Origin of the sequence: Microbispora catharanthi (assembly GCF_006334915.2) — a bacterium.
In the GTDB taxonomy this organism is placed as follows: Bacteria; Actinomycetota; Actinomycetes; order Streptosporangiales; family Streptosporangiaceae; genus Microbispora; species Microbispora catharanthi.
In genome coordinates this window covers 39,279-54,070 of record NZ_VDMA02000030.1, presented here as the reverse complement: position 1 = coordinate 54,070, position 14,792 = coordinate 39,279, and the positions used below count along the sequence as shown (strand labels likewise).

At 70.6% G+C, this 14,792-nt stretch carries 15 protein-coding genes; 4 read left to right on the top strand and 11 right to left on the bottom strand.

What is annotated here, in order from left to right; all coding sequences use genetic code 11:
* Positions 1–8 precede the first annotated feature (8 nt).
* On the top strand, positions 9–905 hold the full coding sequence (locus FH610_RS37780) for a coiled-coil domain-containing protein (RefSeq protein ID WP_139580034.1): 897 nt from the start codon (positions 9–11) through the stop codon (positions 903–905).
* Here FH610_RS37780 and FH610_RS37775 read toward each other — a convergent pair.
* Positions 887–2,167, bottom strand: coding sequence for a GH1 family beta-glucosidase (locus FH610_RS37775; RefSeq protein WP_139580033.1), 1,281 nt, complete (start codon positions 2,165–2,167; stop codon positions 887–889). The genes FH610_RS37780 and FH610_RS37775 overlap by 19 nt on opposite strands.
* Before the next feature lie 76 nt (positions 2,168–2,243).
* Between FH610_RS37775 and FH610_RS37770 the strand changes: the two genes are divergently transcribed.
* Complete coding sequence (locus FH610_RS37770) at positions 2,244–2,888, top strand: TetR/AcrR family transcriptional regulator (RefSeq protein WP_139580032.1); 645 nt, start codon at positions 2,244–2,246, stop codon at positions 2,886–2,888.
* Between the two features lie 107 nt (positions 2,889–2,995).
* Here FH610_RS37770 and FH610_RS37765 read toward each other — a convergent pair whose 3' ends face one another.
* The 5 genes from FH610_RS37765 to wrbA form a co-directional block, all read right to left on the bottom strand.
* Positions 2,996–4,528, bottom strand: coding sequence for a S41 family peptidase (locus FH610_RS37765; protein WP_139580031.1), 1,533 nt, complete (start codon positions 4,526–4,528; stop codon positions 2,996–2,998).
* 92 nt (positions 4,529–4,620) lie between these two features.
* A complete protein-coding gene (locus tag FH610_RS37760; RefSeq protein WP_139580030.1) occupies positions 4,621–5,931 on the bottom strand; it encodes a sensor histidine kinase in 1,311 nt (436 codons plus the stop codon).
* 53 nt (positions 5,932–5,984) lie between these two features.
* Positions 5,985–6,644, bottom strand: a complete 660-nt coding sequence (locus tag FH610_RS37755) for a response regulator transcription factor (protein WP_139580029.1) — start codon at positions 6,642–6,644, stop codon at positions 5,985–5,987.
* Between the two features lie 29 nt (positions 6,645–6,673).
* Positions 6,674–7,024, bottom strand: coding sequence for a YciI family protein (locus tag FH610_RS37750; RefSeq protein WP_139580028.1), 351 nt, complete (start codon positions 7,022–7,024; stop codon positions 6,674–6,676).
* An 8-nt stretch (positions 7,025–7,032) separates the two neighbouring features.
* Positions 7,033–7,641 (bottom strand): NAD(P)H:quinone oxidoreductase, encoded by a 609-nt coding sequence (gene wrbA / locus FH610_RS37745; protein ID WP_139580027.1) that lies wholly within the window; start codon positions 7,639–7,641, stop codon positions 7,033–7,035.
* A gap of 124 nt (positions 7,642–7,765) precedes the next feature.
* Here wrbA and FH610_RS37740 point away from each other — a divergent pair, with 124 nt between their 5' ends.
* The gene (locus tag FH610_RS37740; protein WP_139580026.1) at positions 7,766–8,356 is read left to right on the top strand and encodes a TetR/AcrR family transcriptional regulator; all 591 of its coding nucleotides are present in this window, start codon (positions 7,766–7,768) and stop codon (positions 8,354–8,356) included.
* 15 nt (positions 8,357–8,371) lie between these two features.
* Here FH610_RS37740 and FH610_RS37735 read toward each other — a convergent pair whose 3' ends face one another.
* The 5 genes from FH610_RS37735 to FH610_RS37715 all read right to left on the bottom strand — a co-directional run bounded on the left by FH610_RS37735 (position 8,372) and on the right by FH610_RS37715 (position 14,192).
* Positions 8,372–10,099 carry a hypothetical protein gene (locus tag FH610_RS37735; RefSeq protein WP_139580025.1) on the bottom strand — a complete coding sequence of 576 codons (1,728 nt, stop codon included), beginning with the start codon at positions 10,097–10,099 and terminating at the stop codon, positions 8,372–8,374.
* Positions 10,084–10,839 (bottom strand): ABC transporter ATP-binding protein, encoded by a 756-nt coding sequence (locus FH610_RS37730; protein WP_139580024.1) that lies wholly within the window; start codon positions 10,837–10,839, stop codon positions 10,084–10,086. The genes FH610_RS37735 and FH610_RS37730 overlap by 16 nt, the downstream gene beginning before the upstream one ends.
* Positions 10,836–11,426 carry a TetR/AcrR family transcriptional regulator gene (locus FH610_RS37725; RefSeq protein WP_161628183.1) on the bottom strand — a complete coding sequence of 197 codons (591 nt, stop codon included), beginning with the start codon at positions 11,424–11,426 and terminating at the stop codon, positions 10,836–10,838. Before FH610_RS37725 ends, FH610_RS37730 begins: the two co-directional genes overlap by 4 nt.
* Before the next feature lie 111 nt (positions 11,427–11,537).
* A complete protein-coding gene (locus tag FH610_RS37720) occupies positions 11,538–12,449 on the bottom strand; it encodes an aldo/keto reductase (protein ID WP_139580022.1) in 912 nt (303 codons plus the stop codon).
* Between the two features lie 45 nt (positions 12,450–12,494).
* Positions 12,495–14,192, bottom strand: coding sequence for a pentapeptide repeat-containing protein (locus tag FH610_RS37715; protein ID WP_139580021.1), 1,698 nt, complete (start codon positions 14,190–14,192; stop codon positions 12,495–12,497).
* A gap of 187 nt (positions 14,193–14,379) precedes the next feature.
* Here FH610_RS37715 and FH610_RS37710 point away from each other — a divergent pair, with 187 nt between their 5' ends.
* A complete protein-coding gene (locus FH610_RS37710; protein WP_240809433.1) occupies positions 14,380–14,778 on the top strand; it encodes a MerR family transcriptional regulator in 399 nt (132 codons plus the stop codon).
* The last annotated feature ends 14 nt before the right edge of the window (positions 14,779–14,792 follow it).

Below are 14,792 nucleotides of genomic sequence, written 5' to 3'. Positions count from 1 at the left end.
GAGGTCGCGTGCGGTCGGGACGCTGGGCCAGGCTGGCGGTGGTCACCACCGCGCTGCTCGTCGCGCCGTCCGTTTCGGGCGCGCTCACCGCCGAGGCCGAGCCGGACCAGCAGGCCAAGCTCCGCAAGCTCACCCAGGAGGCCGCGGCGCTCCAGAAGGAGTACCGCGGCGAGATCCTCAGCCTGGATGACGCGAAGAGGGCCGCGCAGAAGGCGTCCAGCAGGGTCAAAAAGCTCAAGGGAGCCCTGCTCGCGGCCCAGCGGCAGGTGGCCGCGTTCGCCCAGACCTCGTACATGAGCGGGGGCGCGGACGCCTCCCGGATCTTCTCCCTGTCGGCCGACCCGAGCTCACTGGCGACGCTGGCCTACCTGGGCACCGCCAGGACCGAGCGGCTCAACAGCGTCAAGGACCTCGTCGCCAAGCAGAGGAAGGCGGCCGCCTCGGCCGCCGACGAGATCGACAAGCTGCAGGCGCACATCAAGGAGCTCAAGGCGAGGCGCGGCGAGGTCGAGCGGCTGATGGCGAAGTACGGCTTCCAGGCGCCCGACGCCGGCAGCGGCCTGACGCAGCGCATGATCTCGACGCGCAACGCCATCATGTCGCAGTTCCCGATGCCCTTCGGCGTGGGCTGCCTGCGGCCCGGTGACCCGGGAGAGCACGGCAAGGGCCGGGCCTGCGACTTCATGATGAGCAGCGGCGGCCGGATGCCCGACGCCGTGGCCAAGGAGCGCGGAGACGCTCTCGCGCAGTGGTGCATCCAGCACGCGAGCGAGTACGGGATCATGTACATCATCTGGCAGCAGCGCTTCTACGACATGCGCACCGGCGCCGGGTGGCGGATGATGTCCGACCGCGGCGGCATCACCGCCAACCACTACGACCACGTTCACGTGTCGGTGCTCTGAGCCTCCAGGAACTTCCGCAGCCAGTGGTAGGACGCCTTCGGGGTGCGCTGCTGGGTCTCGAAGTCGACGTGGACCAGTCCGAACCGCTGGTGGTAGCCCTCGGCCCACTCGAAGTTGTCCAGCAGTGACCAGACGAAGTAGCCCCGCAGGTCCACGTCCGCCCGGCGCATCGCCGTGATGTGGCCGTCGAGGTAGGCGATCCGCTCCTGGTCGTCCAGGCCGTCGTACGAGCAGCCGTTCTCGGTGATGTAGACGGGTGGGAGTGCGTCGCCGTATCGGGCCTTAAGAGAGTCGAGCAGTTCGCGCAGGCCGTCGGGGACGACGGGCCAGCCGAACGCGGTGGTGGGTACGCCGGAGATCTCCTCGAACCGGAACGGCAGGCCGTCCCCGCCGGGCCCGCCGATTCGTGTGGGGTTGTAGTAGTTGATCCCGAGCCCGTCGAGGGGCTGGGCGATCGCCTCCAGGTCGCCGGGCTTCACGGGGATCTCGACGCCGAACGCCGAGAGATCGGGGTAGGCGCCGGTGAGGATCGGGTCGTTGAACAGCCGGTTGTGCAGGATGTCGTACGTCTCGGCGGCGGCAAGGTCTTCGGGGGAGTCCGAGACGGGCCAGACCGGAGTGCAGTTGTTGGTGATCAGCACCTGCTCCGCCCCGGCCGCCCGCAGCGCCTGTGTGGCCAGGCCGTGCCCGAGCAACTGGTGATGGGCCACCGGCAGCGCGTCGAACATGAGCGCCCTGCCCGGGGCGTGTATGCCCAGGCCGTATCCCTCCACCATGTGGACGAAGGGCTCGTTGAGCGTGATCCACATGCGTACGCGGTCGGCCAGCCGCTCGGCCACGACGGCGGCGTAGTCGGCGAAACGGCGGGAGGTGTCGCGGTTGAGCCAGCCGCCCTCGTCCTCCAGCGCCTGCGGCAGGTCCCAGTGGAAGAGCGTCGGCACGGGAGTGATGCCGCGCTCGCACAGCGCGTCCACGAGACGGTCGTAGAAGTCGAGCCCGGCCTGGTTCACCCGGCCGGCGCCGGTGGGCGTCACCCGCGGCCAGGCGATGGAGAAGCGGTAGGCGTTCACGCCGAGACCGGCCATCAGCGCCACGTCCTCGGGGTAACGGTGGTAGTGGTCGCAGGCCACGTCGCCCGTGTGCCCGTCGCGGACCTTTCCCGGCGTGTGGGAGAAGGTGTCCCAGACGGAGGGCCCTCTGCCGTCCTCGTTCACCGCTCCTTCGATCTGGTAGGACGCGGTGGCCGTACCCCAGAGGAACATAGTGCCGCCTCTCTCAGCTAATATGAGGAGAACTCATGTTAGCTCCGTTGTCCGAAAAGCGGGAGAGAATGGCGGAATGACAACAGGGGGAGCGTTGCGCCGACGGCCAGCACAGCGCCGCAGTCAGGAGCGGGTCGAGCGCATGCTGGACGAGTGCGCCCTGCTGCTCGACGAGGTGGGGTACGCCTCCCTGACCACCAAGGAGGTCGCCCGCCGGGCCGAGGTGCCGATCGGGACCTTCTACCAGTTCTTCACCGACAAGCAGAGCCTGGTCCGTGCGCTCGCGCTGCGGAACCTGGAGGCGTACCTGGACCGGATCGCGTCCCGGCTGGCCGCCGCGCCGCCGTCCGACTGGGCGGATGCCGTGGACCTGGTCGTCGACGAGTTCGTGCGCATGAAGCGGACCACCCCCGGCTTCGGCGTGGTGGACTTCGGCGAGGTGCTCGCCGCTCCCGGTGGCCCCGCCTTCCCCGGCACCCAGCGGATGCTCGACGAGGCGCTGGAGAACAACGTGGTCGTCGCCGACCGCCTGCGCTCCCTCATCGTGGACCTGCTCGGCGTGGCGCCCGGCGACGGCCTGTCCCGCGCCTTCGTCGTCGCCGTGGAGGCCGCCGACGCCGTGCTCAAACTGGCCTTCCGCGCCCACCCCGACGGCGATCCCGACCTCATCGCCGAATGCAAACGCCTCGTCCGCCGCTACCTTTCTGACCACCTTAAGTAGGCCCGCTCGGGAGAGGTCCTTTCATACGTGGGCTGCGAGCCTGTATGACCTCTAGACACGCGAAAGCCGGGCCACCAGCTGCGGAGGTCAGCCCGGCTTCACGTCGGCTAGGACCGGAGGATCGCCTTCGCCTTGTCGAGGGCCGGGTCGTTGCCGGTGGACGCGTCCGCCGCGGTCAGTGGCGCGTAGTAGTCCGGTGGGACACCGACGCCGTCGATGATCTCGCCGTTCGCGCCGATGACGTGCTGCGACGGCAGTCGGATCAGGGTGTTGTCGTTGAGCGCGTACAGGTGGGCGGGACCGGAGTTGACTCCCGCCGTGCGGGTGCCTACGAGGGTGCCCAGGTGAAGGTCCTTGACGCCCGTCGCGAACATCTCACACGCGGAGGCGCAGCCGTCGTCGGTGAGGGTGACCATGGGCAGATGCAGCAACGGGGTGTTGTCGTTGACGGGCTGGGGGTCGCAGGTGCCGTCGGCGTCGCAGAAGGAGACGGCTGCGGCGCCGTGGACGAACGCGCCCATCAGTGTGTTGCCCTCTTCCCCGACTCCTCCGTGGTTGCCGCGTAGGTCGAAGATGATGCCGGTGAGCTTGGTGGTCGCCTGGAGGCCGGCGATCGCCTTGAGGGCTTCCTGAGCGACGCCCGGGTAGAAGGCGTCGAAGCGGATGCGAGCGATGCTGCCGGCCACCAGGGTGGCGGTCACGTGCGGCTGAGGTTGCGCGGGCAGCGGTCCGGGGGTGACGCGCACGTGCAGGGTTCGGCCGGTGGCGGGCCGTCGTACGGTGAGGGTCACCGGGGTGCGCCGGGGGTACGCCGGATGGAGCGAGTCCACGACTCCCGGGTTGAGCAGGCCGTTGGTGAAGACCGGGACGCCGTTCACCGTCTCGATGACGTCTCCGGGCCTGAGCTTGGCCTTGGCGGCGGGGGTGCCGGTGCCGACCGTGGTGAGGAAGAGCGGCCCGGTGAAGTCCGGGGCGGTCTCGGCCGGGGGGAGGAGCCTGTTCAGGCCGATGCCCAGGCCCCACGGGTGGGCGCCCTGCGGGGCACCCGGGCCGCCGGGGGAGTAACCGGCGTGGTTGTCGTGCAGGGCGGCGAACATTCCCTGGATCGCGGCTCCGGCGAGCGAGGAGCGCAGCCCCTGGTCGTCCGGCACCGCGTCCAGCACCTCCTGGAGCCGCCGGCTGAAGAGCTGCCAGTCCTTGTCGCGGTCGCCCGTCAGCGCCGGCAGTACGGCGCCCGGCCGGTCGACACCGCGCTTGCGCAGTTCCCGGACGACGGCCTGGAAGGCGTATTGAAGCAGTGGGCGGTCGTCGAGCCGGGCACCGCCGTAGTAGTTGTCGAAGATGCAGTGGTACACCTGCTCCCCCGTGCTGACGGAGGTCGGGGCCGGGTCCTGCGCGGGCGGCTGGGGTTTGGTCGGGTCGTACGGTACGCAGGCCGCCGGCCTGTCGGCGTGCTGCGCGGCCGTCGACGGGCTGGCGGACGCGGTCAGGCCGGTGACGAGAACGCTGCCGGCGACTACGGCGATTCCGGTCGCGGCCAGCGCGCGCCGCTGCCGGGACAGCCCGATCCGGCGGTTGCCGGGCCTGCGGCCGGCCGATGGGGCTTCGGCGGACGAGGGTTCCGCCGGTGTGTTGTTCATGCGGAGTGCTCCTGAACTCGCGTCGATCGTGCCGTGGACGTCGCCGCGGTCGGTGCGGCGGCGATGACGGACGTTCTACGCGACGGCCGGTTTCACGGCGGTTGCGTCGCCGCTACGGGAAAAACGACCGTGACGACCAGGCCGCCCTCGGGTCGTGGAACGACGGTGAGGCCGGCGTCGTGGGCGGATGCGATGGCCGAGACGATGGACAGGCCCAGGCCGAACCCCTGGGACGACCCGCGGCGGCCGGTACGGGCCGGGCCGAGGCGCTGGAAGGGCAGGAGGATCCGCTCGACGGCGTCCGCGGGCACGACGGGGCCGGTGTTGGCGACCGTGAGGACGGCGCGTCCGGCCTGAGTACCGGTGGTGACGTCCACCTCCCCGCCGGGCACGTTGTAGCGGATCGCGTTGTCCAGCAGATTGGCTACCAGCCGTTCGGCGAGCGCCCGGTGGCCCGAGGAGACGGCCGCGCCGGTCGAGGGGCGCAGGGTCACCTGCCGCTCGTGCGCCGCGGTTGCCCGCGCGGCCACGGCTTCCCCGACGAGCCGGGCCAGGTCGAAGGGGTGGCGCTCGTCGAGGCCCGTGTGACCGCGGGCCAGGGTGAGCAGCGCTTCGATGAGCCGTTCCTGTTGCTGTCCGGCAGCGAGTATCCGTTCGTGGGCCGTACGCAGGGACTCGAGGGTCGGTTCCGGGTCGGCCAGGGCGACCTGGCCCAGCACGCGCTGGCGGGCCAGCGGCGTACGCAGCTCATGGGAGGCGTTGGCGACGAACTGCCGCTGCGCCTGGAAGGAACCTTCGAGCCGGGCCAGCAGCGCGTCGAACGTGTCGCTCAGCTCCCGCAGTTCGTCCCGCGGGCCGGCCAGGGCCAGCCGCCGGTGCAGGCTGGTCGCCGAGATGTCCCGTGCACTGGAGGTGATGGTCCGCAGCGGGCGCAGGACACGGCCGGCCACGACCCAGCCCAGCAGCACGGACGCCAGTGACATCAGGCCCAGGGCGATCCCCGACTGGACCAGCAGGGTGTGCAGCATGGCGGACTTCTGGTGGGCCACGGTCTGTTGCACGTCCCTCTGCACGGCCGCCATCACGGCGTCCGTCGCTTCGCCGTCGCCGTGCGGTGGCCCCCAGTTTCCGGGTGCCTGGCCCGCCGGCGTGCTCGAGCCGGGGCTGGCAACCGTCACCGCCAGCTTCACGACGGCGGGCGGACGGTCGACGGCGCCGACCACCAGACCGTACGTGACCGCGAGCAGCGCGGCGCCGGACACCAGGAACAGCCCTCCGTACAAGGCGGTCAGCCGCAGCCTTACGGTGCGGCGGGGCAGGCTCGCGCGCACGACCAGGCCGGTGAGCCGGCGCAGAGCGGCGGGCACGATGTCGCGGGCGGCGGCGGGGCCGTGGACGGGCATGTGAACGTGGCGACCTTTCGGCTGGATCCTGCGCTCTGCTCGGTCGGACGTTCTCAGATCCGGTAACCGCTCCTGGCCACCGTCTCGATGACCGGCGGCGCCCCGAGCTTGGCCCGCAGACGGCTGACGGTGATCTTCACGGCGCTCGTGAAGGGGTCGGCGGCCTCGTCCCAGACCCGTTCGAGCAGTTCCTCGGCGGAGACGGCACGGCCTCCGGCGGCGAGGAGCAGTTCGAGGACGCCGAATTCCTTGGGAGTGAGGGCCAGCGGCCGGCCGGCCCGTACGGCCGTGCGCCGAGCGCTGTCGACCAGGAGGTCGCCGTGGCGGAACACCGGCGGTACGGCGGGGTGCGCGCGGCGGGCCAGGGCGGCGATCCGGGCGACGAGGACGGGGAAGTCGAAAGGCTTAGGGAGATAGTCGTCGGCGCCCAGGCCCAGCCCGTCCACGATGTCGTCGGCCGTGCCCGCGGCGGTGAGCATCAGTATGCGGCTGCGGCATCCGGCGGCGATCAGCGCCGCGCAGACCTCGTCGCCGTGCGTCCCGGGCAGGTCCCGGTCCAGGACGACCACGTCGTACGCCTCGCCGCCGGAGCCCAGCCGTTCCAGCGCCTCCGTACCGTCGAACGCCATGTCGACGGCCATCTGCGCGCGGCGCAGGCCCACCGCGACGACCTGTGCCATCTCCTCGTCGTCCTCGACGATGAGCACGCGCATCCCAGTGGCACCCCTCTCCTGCCGTCGTCTCAGTGTCCCGCAGCCTCACCGGGCCGGCTCCAGCGCGGGCCGGGCGAAGCTGTCTGCGCGCTCAGCAGCTCTGCCAGAGCCGGGTGGATCCGCCCCGGTTCGATCGTCGTGATCGAGTAGGTCGCGACGCCGTTCACGACGAACGGGTCCTCGGCGCTGATTCGCTCGACGGTCTCGCGGTCCACGCCGCACGCCACGATGGCCCCGCCCTGTGACGACGGCACCGTCTGCCCCGAGACCAGGAAGAGGCCGTCCGCGTGGTGCCGTTCGAGATAGCCGACGTGATCGCGGACGAAGGGGGCGGCCTCTTCCTCGGAGCCCGTGTAGTTCACGATCAGCAGGTGCAGCATGCCGCCATTCAAGCAGCCCGGCCGGCCAGGAGGCGGGTCGTGATGTCCGCCAGGCGTTCGCCCTGGTAGCGGGCGGCTGCGAGGGTTTCCTCGGACGGGGTGCCCGCGCCGCCCCGGTGGGCGGTGCCGTACGGGTTGCCGCCCGCGGGGTACACCACCGGGTCGGTGTAACCGGGCGAGACGATGATCGAACCCCAGTGGTGGAAGGTGTTGTAGAGGGCAAGGATCGTCGACTCGTTGCCGCCGTTGGCGTTGTGAGCGCTGGCGAAACCGGTGGCGGGCTTGTTGGCCATGACGCCCTGCTGCCAGATGCCGCCCGTGGTGTCGATGAACTGCTTGAGCTGTGAGGCGATGTTGCCGAAACGGGTCGGCGAGCCGAAGGCGTAGGCGTCCGCCCAGATCAAATCGTCCAGCGTGGCGACCTCGACGTCTTTGGCGGCCTCGACGTGTTCGCGCCAGGCCGGGTTGGCGTCGATGGCGGAGTCCGGTGCCAGTTCGGGGACCCGGCGCAGCCGGACCTCGGCACCGGCCTTCTCCGCGCCCTCGGCGACCGCCTTGGCGAGTTGGTGGACGTTGCCGGTGGCCGAGTAGTAGATGACCGCGATCTTGGCACTCATGATGACGTCTCCTCCGAACGACGACGATCAACCGGATAGTTATCCGGTTCGATGGCAGTAAATCGGATAACAATCCGGTTTGCAAGCAAGGAGATTGGATCTCCGGTCCGGTAGCCTCGGGACCATGCCCCGCACCGAGCTTCCCGTCACCGGACAGGCCCTGCCGGAGCGCGCGGACGCCGCTCGGAACCGGCGGAAGATCCTCGACGTGACCGCTCGCCTGATCGCGGAGCATGGCCCGGAAGCCGTCACCATGAACGCCGTGGCGCACGCCGCGGGGATGGGCGTCGGCACCGTCTACCGCCGGTTCGGCGACGTGAGCCGCCTCCTGTTCGCGGTGCTCGACGACGGCGAGCAGCGCTTCCAGGAAGCTTTCATGACCGGTCCGCCGCCCCTCGGCCCCGGCGCTCCGCCTGCCGAACGGCTGCGTGCCTTCCTCCACACGGTCGCCGACCGGATCATCGAGCAGGGCGAAATCATGCGTGCGGCGGAGGCCGCCTCACCGGGAGCGCGCTACCAGAGCGGCGCCTACCTCACCATGCATACGCATGTGTCCGTGCTGCTGCGCGAGATGAGGCCCGAATCGGACCCCACGGTCCTGGCCCACTTGCTGCTCGCGCCGTTCGTGCCGAGCCTGTTCGAGCACCTCACTGTAGAACGCGGCCTGACGGAGGACCAGATCAAGGCCGGCATCGACGGCCTGCTCGGGCTCTAGCGATGGCCGCCCGCCTCATCGAGATGACCGCGGCGTGACGACCCAGACGCCCGTGCCGTACATCGCGAGCCCGAGCGCGGCGAAGGCGGCGGCGACGGGATAGCGCAGCCCGGGCGGCATGTATGTGGCCAGAAACCAGCTGTGGCGCAGCATGCCGTCGGCCACGAAGACGGCGGCGACGATGCCCTGGGGGACCAGCGGGATGGCGCCGAAGCCGAAGCACCACCAGGCGATCGTCTTCTGCGTCTTGGACAGCTGCTCGAAGCGGGACTTCACCGTCGTCCGCGGCTTGTGGCCGGTCCGCATCACGTCCAGCAGTTCCGGGCCGTGCGACCGCAGCCGCCGCTCGGTGAGCAGGCCGAAGCCCCAGTAACACAGCACGCCGGTCACGACGCCGACGGCCAGGCCGGCCCAGCCGTACCGGAGCGCCGCCAGCGCCGCGGGTGCGCCCGTGAGCAGCACCAGCGCCAGCATCAGATAGGCCAGCCCGGTCAGGCCGCCGTCGTCCTCACTGGTGCGCAGCGGGTTACCCGCGCGGCGATGCGGGTCGGTGCCGGGCACCAGCCCGTATACCGAGACCAGCGGCACCAGCCCGGCCGCGCCGCCCAGCAGGGCGGGCAGCAGTGCCAGGATCAGGGGCCACGGTCCACCGGTGACCGCGGTGAACGCCACGGTCAGCACGATCGCCACCGGCGCGTGTGCCGACAGCCAGGCCAGCTGTCTGCCGCGCACGTCGCTCGCGCTCGGCGTCAGCAGCGTCAGCCACAGTGCGGTGCCGTCGGTGCCGTACAGGTTGGCGGTCATGGCCGCGGCCATCACGATGAAGATCGGACCCGCGTACGGCAGCATGCCGGCCCAACCGAGGATCAGCGGGCTGGCCGCGAAGCAGACGCCGTACGACAACGCGAAGGTCAGCTGGTGGTTGCGCACCAGGTCGCGCGACCAGGTGCGCAGCTCCTTGGCGACGATCGCGCCGTTGGCGGTCGCCGCCCGCATCGGGCGCCTGCCCCGCGTGGAGGGCCGCGCGGCGCCCGCACGCCTGCTGAGCAGCGCGGCCCACGCGCCCAGGAGCAGCAGCGCCAGGAGGGCCAGCGCTCCAAGCGCCCACCACTCGCCCCGGACGGCCAGCAGCCCCCACCCGGAGGGCAGGTACCAGACCGCGGCGGGCACGCCGGTCTGGCCGAAGACCACGAAGAAGACCCAGATCTGGCCGAGCGCCGCCAGTATCGCGCCGTTGAGCACGCCCGAGGCGATCGCACCCGGCCGGGTGCGCAGCGCCAGCCCGACCACCGCCACGGAGACCTTCGACAGCAGCACGAAAACGGCCAGCTGCAGCACCATCGCCGGCACGGCCACCAGAGCGTTGGCGACGCCGAGCCGGACCCCCGCGACCAGCAGCCCGAGCAGGGCGGTCAGGCTCACCAGCGGCGCCACGCCGACGAAGGCCGAGACCAGCAGTCCGGCCGCCAGCCGGCGCGGGGGCAGGCCGAGCAGCGAGAAGTACTCCGGACGCAGCGTCTCGTCGCCGCCGCCCATGAAGATCGGGCCGAGTATCCAGCCCAGCAGCCAGACCGCGTATCCGGCAGCCGGCAGGTCCGGATCGGTGAAGGCCAAATAGACCGTTCCCGCCGCGAGCAGTGCGCCGAGCGCCGCGCCCGTTCCCGCGGTCTGCGCCCGCGTGCCATGGAAGGCGTGGCGCAGCATCGCGACCTTCATCCGGGCCATGGTCAGCGCGACAGCCACGACAGCTCCTTGACTCCGCTGTCCCGCTCGCCGACGAGTTCGACGAAGGTCTCCTCCAGCGAGCGCGCGCCGCGCACCTCGTCCAGCGTGCCGGCCGCGGCCACCGTGCCCCTGTCGATCACCGCGACGTGGTCGCACAACTGCTCGACCAGAGCCATGACGTGGCTGGACAGCACGATCGAGCCGCCGCCCGCGACGAAGCCGCGCAGGATCGTCTTGATCGTGGCGGCGGACACCGGATCGACCGCTTCGAACGGTTCGTCCAGCACCAGCAGCCGCGGCGCGTGCAGCAGTGCGGTGGCCAGCCCGATCTTCTTGCGCATGCCGGTCGAGTACTCGATGACCAGCGTCTTTTCCGCGCCGTCCAGCTCCAGCACGGCCAGCAGGTCCTCGGCCCGTCGCGCCACCACCTCCTTGTCCAGGCCCCGCAGCAGGCCCAGGTAGGTGAGCACCTCGCGCCCCGTCAGCCGCTCGGGCATGGCCAGCCCGTCCGGCAGCACCCCGACCATGGCCTTGGCCCGCTCCGGGGCGGACCAGACGTCCTCTCCGAAGATCCTGGCGCTGCCGTCGTCGGGTCGCAGCAGGCCGACGGCCATGGACAGGGTGGTGGTCTTGCCGGCGCCGTTCTGGCCGACGAGTCCGAAGAAGGAGCCCGGGGGGACGCTGAGGTCGATGGCGTCGACGGCGAGCTTGCCGCCGAATCGCTTGGTCAGCCGGCTGATCTCCAGCGCCGGGGTCATGAGGTTCTCCTCGTGGCGAGAGAAAAGACGGTGGACAACTCGGCGGCCAGGGCGCGGAGGTCGAGGTCGGGGTCGTTCAGCAGGTGACCTGGAACGGCGTCGACGGCGCCGCGAATGGCGATCGCCATCGGCCGTAACGGGAAGTCCCGGAACTCACCGGTGTGCTGTCCCCAGGCCAGCACCTTCTCGATGTCGGTGAGCGCGGTTTCCTGTTGCTTGGCGTACGGGCCGTCGCGGTCGTGGGTGATGATCTCGACGAGCGCCAGCAGGGGTTCGCGGTGCAGGCGCATGAACTCGAGGTTCGTCTCGAAATACACGCGCAGCGCGTCGGCGGCGGTCGTCTGCGCCAGGATGCGCGGCACCATCAGGTCGGTGGCGAGCTTCACCACGTGGGCGACGACAGCGTCGATCAGTTCGTCCTTGCCGCCGAAGTGGTACGAGATGAGCCCAGGAGTGATCTTCGCCAGTTCGGCGATCTTCGCCATCGACGCCTGCCTGTAGCCGAGCGTCGCGAGGGCCCTGATGGTGCAGTCGATGATCTGCGCCCTCCGGGCGTCCTCGGTGAACGTCCGCTCTCCTGATGCCACGTTCAGGATCCTAAACGCTCATTCAAAAGCTCCACAAGATCTACAGACAGAAGGGCGCCTGCGGCGGGGCCGGCTTCGACTCCCCGCCGCGGGCGCACACGAGCCCCGGCGTCAGGCGGGGGCGTCGAGGCGGGCGATCTGCTCGTCGCCGAGTTTGACGTCGACAAGCAGTTCATCGAGCTGGGCGATCGAGCTGACGCCGACGATCGGGATGATGTCCTGCGCCCGCAGCCAGGCGAGCACGACCTGGTTGCGCGTGGCGCCGAGCTCGCCGGCCACCTCGTCCAGCACCGCCAGCCGCCTGGTGGTGCCCGGGTGGTCGTAGTGCTCGGGCAGCGGCTTGCCGGCGTACGCACCCGCGAGCAGCGACGTGTAGACCCACAGCGTCAGGTCGCCCTCGGAGCGCACGTAGTCGAGCAGATCCTCGGTGACCAGGGTGTGCCCGCCCTCGGGCAGCCGTACGCCGGGCCGGGGGCGGAGGTAGGAGTGGCGCAGCTGCACGTGGCCATACCGGGTGCCGCCACGGGCTGCCGCCAGTGAGCGGGCCCGCTCCAGCCGCCACACCGCGTGGTTGCTCGCGCCCACCTCCTTGGCCTTGCCGGCGAGCACCAGTTCGTCGAAGACGGCGACCGTCTCCTCCAGTGGCGTGGACCTGTCGTCGATGTGGGCCCAGTACACGTCCACGTGATCGGTCCCGAGCCGCCGCAGGCTGCCCTCGATCGCGGCCCGGACCACACCGGCGGACAGGCCCTCGGCGGCGTCGAGCGTACGGGCGCCGGGCGTGGACGGGCGGGCGCCGCACTTGGTGCTGATCACCACCTGGTCCCGGTTGCGCCGGGAGGCGAGCCATCGGCCGACGGTGGCCTCGCTCTCGTCCCCGGTCGCGCCCTCAAGCCAGAACGGATAGTTGTTGGCCGTGTCGAGGATCGTTCCGCCGCCTTCGACGAAGCGGTCGAGGATGGCGAAGGAGGTCGCCTCGTCCACGGTGGTCCCGAAGGGGATCGTCCCCAGAGCGATTCTCATGCCGACCACCTTGCCGCCTGGAGCGCACTCCAGCACAAGCGGCTTTCACCGGCGGCGGGTGAGGGCCTTGCGGCCGCGCGCCACGATGGTCTCGACGTCCGTCAGGTCGCTCATGTCGTGGGCTCTCGCCAGCGCCTCCTTCGCCGCGTCGTAGGCGTCCAGGACCGCGTTCCAGTCCACGTCGCCGGTCCGGTCCGTCAGGCCGTCGATCTCCTCGCCCAACCGGGTCACGTTCTCCTCCTGCGCGCGTCTGGCGTCCTCGAACCGGACCGCTCTCTCGGCGGCCTGCGCCCTGGCGGCTCTCCTCCGCCGCACCCTTGCCGTGGTCAGCCCGACGACGATCCAGAGACCGAGCAGGCCGGCGATGCCGAAGAAGACCAGCCAGCCGACGGACATGCGGCTGGAGGACCCCGACAGGTCGATGTCCTCGGCGAAGTCCTGCTTCAGCCCGGTGACCTCGGCGCCTTCGAAGGTGGCGCCCCGCAGTTCGGCGTCGCTGAGGTCGGCGTCGGTCAAGGTGGCCTTGCGGAAGACCGCGTCGCGGTACTTGCCGCTGTGGAGGTACGCCCGGTCCATCCTGGCGCCGGTGAAGTCGGCCTGGTCGGCCGTGACGCTGATCAGCTCCGCGTCACGGAGGTCGGCGCCGACCAGCTTGGCCTGCGTCAGGCCGGCGCTGCCGAGCGCCGCGTCCGACAGGTCGGCCCGCGACAGGTCGGCCCCCACGAGATCGGCGCTGCCGAGCTTGGCACGCCGCAGTCGTGCGCCCCGCAGGTCGGCGCCCTTGGCGGAGCGGAGGCTCGCCCCGACGGCGGAGACGTCACGGAGGATCGCCCGGTTCAGCTTGACCCCCGTCAGGTCGACGCCGTCCAGCTTGGCTCCGGTCAGGTCGGCGCAGCTCAGATCGTCGGGGAAGGCCGTGACCGCGGTGAGGTCCCAGCCCCGGTAGTCCTGACCGCTGCCGGGCTCGCACGACGGGTCCGGCGCCGGCAGGAACCTGGGCACACCCCTGCTCCCGGCCAGCCGGGCGTCCCTGACATCCCGCAGATCGGCCCCGGCGAGGTCGGCCCCCCTGAAGTCCGCGCCGGTCATCACCGACTCGTACAGCTGCGCGCCGCTGAGATCCGCCTGCCGCAGGACGGTTTTGATGAAGGTGGCGCCATAGAGGCTGGCCTTCGCCGCCTTGACCCGTCTGAGGTCGGCCCGGCGCATGTCCGCGCCGTAGGCGGCGGCGTCGGTCAGATCGACGCCGACCAGCTTCGCGTCGTCGAACTGCGCGTCGTACGTCTTGGCCCGCGCCATCGTGGCCCCGCTCAGGTCGGCACCCTCGAAATGCGCGTAGTAGGGCGAGGAGTCGTCCATCGTCGCCTCGCGCAGGTCGCTGCCGCGCAGGTCGGCGTAGTACAGCTCGGCCTCGGACAGGTCGGCCTCGCGCAGCGTGGCCCCGGCCATCTGGGCGTACCCGAGGTGGGCCCCCTTGAGCGAGGCCCCGGTCAGATCGGCCCCGACGAGCACGCTCCGCACGGTCAGGCCGTCCAGCTTGGCGCCCCTGAGATCCGCGCAGGACAGGTCGACGGGCAGCGTCATCCGGGTGAGGTCCCTGCCGGCGAGATGAGGGCCGCTGCGGGGACGGCAGGGGAGGTGGTCGCCGGGCGTCGCCGCGGCGGCCGGGGTCATCGGAATCGACAGCAGAACCGCGGCGGAAAGGGTCACCAAACCGGCGATCGAGCGGGGGTTGCCGGGCATTTCTCACTGGCTCCATCGGGGACGCCGCCCGGACGCTCCCTGGGGAGACGCGGGCACCGGATCGTATGTGGCACGACCCGTTATAAATCCGCGAGTTGCGATCCACTTGCGAGACACCTACAGAAACGACCCACCGGTACGCGAAAGCCTTCATGTGGACGAGATGCGATGTGCCAGGATCAATGACGTGGGCGTGTACACACCTGGACAGGTCGTCGAGGAGACCGGGTTCAGCCTCGACACTCTTCGGTACTACGAACGGATCGGGCTGCTGGAGCCGGTCGACCGTAACGCGGCGGGCCAGCGGCGGTTCAGCGAGGACGACGTGAGCTGGCTCGGCATGATCCGCTGCCTGCGCGACACCGGTATGCCGATCGCGGAGATGCTGCGCTTCGCCCAGCTCGTACGGCAGGGCGAGCACACCATCGAGGACAGGATCGCGCTGCTGGCGGAGCACGACCGGAAGGTCGAGGCCCAGATCGCCGACCTGCGCCAGAAGCAGAGCGGGATCCAGCGGAAGATCCAGTACTACAAGGACGTGCTCACCATGCGCGACATGCTCCCCGGCTGCGAGCAGGCCTCCTGACACGTACACGTGCC